We start from the raw sequence: 3,991 nt of genomic DNA, 5'->3' as shown, positions 1-3,991 counted from the left end.
GGGCGCTTCCAGGCCCAGGCCGAGGGTCAGAATCTGGGTGCCGTCCATGCCATGCCTCCTGTCATCGTGGAGGCTCTATCGTGGCTCAACGACGGGGGCGAATTCCACACCCGACGACGAAGAGCCGAAAAATGCAACATCCCACTATCCTCGCAAGTCCTTGACCTTGAATAACATTCACTAGAGTCATATATAACCAAGATTCATGAGCCTGCTAGTTTTTATAAAGTGGGCTTTGCTCTGAGTCTCTCCAGCCAGTGCCTCATACCATCACCCTGACCAGTTCTTCCCACCGCGTCGTGTATCTCGGCGTCCTTCGTTCACACCTTAGCGCCCAGGCATTGCCTTGTCTCGGTAAACCTAGCCTGACGGCATCGCGGCCCAGCTCACGGTTGAGCTTGTCCAACGTGGCCATCAGCCGCTGGCCGCGCTGCCGGTCGGCCTCGCTCTGCGGTGTCTCGTCCAGGGAGAGCTGGCGGTTGTCGTCGGCGCTGAGGTCGAGCAGCATCACGCCGGCCTTCTGGTAGCGGTAGCCCTTGAGGAAGATCGCCTGCAGCCCATGCGCCGCTGCCAGGGCGATGTCGCGGGTGTCATCGGTGGGACGCACCAGAGGCACCACCACGCTGTTGCGGTATTGCGGCTGATCGAGCTGGAAGGGGTTGGTGCGCACGAACACCATCACCGCGCTGGTGACGCCGCCCTGGCGGCGCAGCTTCTCCCCTGCCCTGGCGGGGTGCTGGCGGACGGCTTCGCGCAGGTCGGCTGGGTCGGAGGTCATGCGCCCGAAGGAGCGCGAGACCATAATCTGTTTCTTGGGCGCGGCCATGTCGTCGAGCTGGATGGCGGGACGCCCGCGCAGTTCCCAGACGATGCGCTCCATCACCACCGAGAAGGCGCGGCGGATCCGCTTGGGATCGGCCTCGCGCAGTTCCCAGGCAGTCTTGATATCCATCAGGGCCAGGCGCTCACCAGTGCGCCTCGCCACACCCCACAGCTCGGTGACCGGCAACTGCTGCAGCAGCGACCGGGTGTCGGGGCCATCCGCCTCGAGCTGGCAGACACCCTCGTAGGCGGGGATCTTTTTGGCCGCCCGGTTGGCCAGCTTGGCCAGCACCCGGGTCGGCGCAAAGCCCACGCAGACAGGGATCCCTGTCCACTGGCGCACGGTCTGGCGCAGGGTATGGCCACGCGCCTCCAGCGTGGCCGGGTCGAAGCCCTGGAAGCCGACGAAGCTCTCGTCGATGGAGTATACCTCGACGTGGGGCGAGAACTGGCTCAGCGTCTCGGTGACACGGCGGCTCATGTCGCCGTAGAGCGCGTAGTTGCTGGAGAGCAGCACGGCCTGGCGGCGGATGTGGGGCGACAACAGATGCAGGGCGGCCCCCATCTCCACGCCCAGTGCCTTGAGCTCGTTGGAGCGGGCGACCACGCAGCCGTCGTTGTTGGAGAGCACCCCCACCGGACGACCCTCCAGCCTCGGATCGAACACCCGCTCGCAGCTGACGTAGAAGTTGTTGCAGTCGACCAGAGCGATCATGGGCGCCCTCCTCCCAGCGCATGGACGACGTGGGTCACCACGCCCCACACCTGGGCCTCCTGCCCCATCAGTGGGATCGGCTGAAAGCGCGGGTTGCTGGCGGTGAGGTAGGGCCGCTGGCCGATGTGCTCGAGGCGTTTGACGGTCAACTCGCCGTTCAAGGCGACGATCAGCACGCGACCCGGCACAGGCTCCAGGCTGCGATCCACCACCAGCAGATCGCCGTCGTGGATGCCGTCACCGCGCATGGAGTCGCCCTCGGCGCGGACGAAGAAGGTCGCCGCCGGGTGCTTCACGACATGGGCATGCAGATCGACGTCGGTGTCGAGGTGGTCGTCTGCGGGGCTGGGAAAGCCGGCACGCACGCGGCTGCCGAACAGCGGTTGGTGGTGCGTGGCTGTCACGCTCTGGGCGCGGCCGATCAGCTTGGCGGAGAGGGTCTGGCGACTCGACATGTGGATGATCCTTTTATACTGTACACGCGTACAGTATTGGCAGGGAGTCGCACGCATGCAAGACCCGACACGACGAGAGCGATCCATGACCGCCTACTCAGGCCTGCCGCTGGAGGGCGCCCGCCATTATCATCTGAAACTATAGATGAAGAACAATTCATGCCCGTTGGTACTCGAGAAGATGAGCTCAGGAAATCCGCTGCCGATCCGGGTACTCTCCATGGGTGCTGCACCCATACGCCAGGCCAGTCCTGCCGGCTCATGTCATGTCTCAAACGGCAGTCTCCATGAAGATACTGACCCTTCTGTTTTGCTACGCCACGCTTCTGGTTCCCGCTGTTCATGCCCAGTCGTTCGATGTGAATGCCATCGCGCCTGCCATCGTGCAGGTCCAAACACCCACGGGTGCCGGTTCGGGCAGCCTGATGGTCGAGGGGGATCAGGTCCTGCTGCTGACCAACCGTCACGTCGTCAGTGGTGAGCGGAGCGTGACCATTGCGGTGCTGCTCGACGTCAATGAGCCCGCTGTTCCCCTTTTCTATGCCGACCTGCTGGTCTTCTCCCGCGCTTACGATCTGGCGCTGTACCGGGTCACGTCAGACATGGAGGGCAAGCCGGTGTCCGCTGCAGAGTTGCTTGCAGGGGAGCACCCCTCGGGATACGTTCTCCCGCGACTGGAGTTCGCGCCGCTGGATCGGGTCATGAATCGGGGAGACACCATTGCGCTGCTGGGATATCCAGGGCTCGCGGAGAACGACTTGGTCTTTACCACCGGCATCATCTCCTCAGTGCAAATGCATGAAGTGGGAGATGATCGGGTCGCCGGCTGGTACCTCACCAATGCAGAGATGTCTGCGGGAAACAGTGGCGGGGTCGCACTAGACGAACAGGGGCGTGTCATCGGCATACCAACTGCTGTGCATACCGAGCAAAGAACCGGAGGACGGCTGGGCAGCCTGCTGGCTTCGCCCCTGGCAAGTCGGGTGTTGGAAGGGGATGACCTCCTGACCGACTGGGATGACTACACGTCCACTAAGGGCCTTCTGGCCACCGACCAGTCGGGCCGATTCGGCGAGCACAGCATCGGCGGCGGCATGCTCGGGATGCCCTACAGGACGGTGATCGTCGCCGGTGGCAGCAATGACGTCTCCGGCCTCGGCAGCGATTGCGTCGGCCATGCCGCTACTCAGCCCGATTTCCTGCTGACCGTTACCGAGCCAACCGAGGCGACTGCCCTGAGATTCTCCGCAGATGACGCAAGCGACGATGCCGTTCTGGTGGTTCAAGACCCTGCGGGCAACTGGATGTGCAACGATGATGCCGGGCCTGGAACGCTTGATCCGGCTCTGCAGCTGAATCAGATGGCGCCGGGGGACTATCGGATCTGGGTAGGCAGCTATCACCATGGCGCCTTTTTCAACGGCGAACTCAGCCTGGCGCTGGCCGATGCGACCCGAGCCGTCCCTATGCCGGAAAATGACGGCCTAGAATGGCAGGAGGCGCCCTATTTCGGTGAAGTGGTACTAGAGCGCTTCTTCATTCCAGACCCTCACACGGTGACCGTGACCTCCGGCGGTCCGGTCAATGTTCAGGAAGGTGGTTACGGCGACGACTGTGTTGGCTACGCCTCACGAAGGCCGGACGCGCGATTGCACTGGAGCGGCTCCACGCAAGATCTTCGGATCTACTTCGTGCCGGATAACCCAGGCGATGACACCACGCTGATCGTCAACACATCAAACGCCGACTGGGTGTGCAACGACGATGCGCACGGAAGCACACTCAATCCCAAAGTGCACATGACCGAGGCTGGCCCCGGCCAATTCGACATCTGGGTTGGTAGCTACAGCAGAAGCGACATGATCAGTGGGACGGCGGTCTCAATGACCAAGTGCAACACGTAACCCATCAGGTACGGTGTTGCCATGACCTACTGCTACAGCCATCTCACTGCTGAAGACCGAGCCGCCATCATGATGATGCGAGCCACGCACTCGAC

At 62.8% G+C, this 3,991-nt stretch carries 3 protein-coding genes; 1 reads left to right on the top strand and 2 read right to left on the bottom strand.

All coding sequences use genetic code 11. The annotated features are described in order from the left end of the window. Positions 1-262: 262 nt before the first annotated feature. The gene (locus tag ACFODV_RS15260) at positions 263-1,537 is read right to left on the bottom strand and encodes a Y-family DNA polymerase (RefSeq protein WP_379760950.1); all 1,275 of its coding nucleotides are present in this window, start codon (positions 1,535-1,537) and stop codon (positions 263-265) included. Next, positions 1,534-1,992: a LexA family protein gene (locus ACFODV_RS15255; RefSeq protein ID WP_379760948.1), complete on the bottom strand. Its 459-nt coding sequence runs from the start codon at positions 1,990-1,992 to the stop codon at positions 1,534-1,536. The genes ACFODV_RS15260 and ACFODV_RS15255 overlap by 4 nt, the downstream gene beginning before the upstream one ends. A gap of 287 nt (positions 1,993-2,279) precedes the next feature. Here ACFODV_RS15255 and ACFODV_RS15250 point away from each other — a divergent pair, with 287 nt between their 5' ends. Beyond that, on the top strand, positions 2,280-3,896 hold the full coding sequence (locus ACFODV_RS15250) for a S1 family peptidase (protein ID WP_379760946.1): 1,617 nt from the start codon (positions 2,280-2,282) through the stop codon (positions 3,894-3,896). Positions 3,897-3,991 lie beyond the last annotated feature (95 nt).

Source organism: Halomonas tibetensis, from assembly GCF_042643535.1.
Lineage (GTDB): Bacteria > Pseudomonadota > Gammaproteobacteria > Pseudomonadales > Halomonadaceae > Halomonas > Halomonas tibetensis.
Note: the sequence above shows the minus strand (reverse complement) of the source record. Positions and strands in the feature narration are given on the sequence as shown.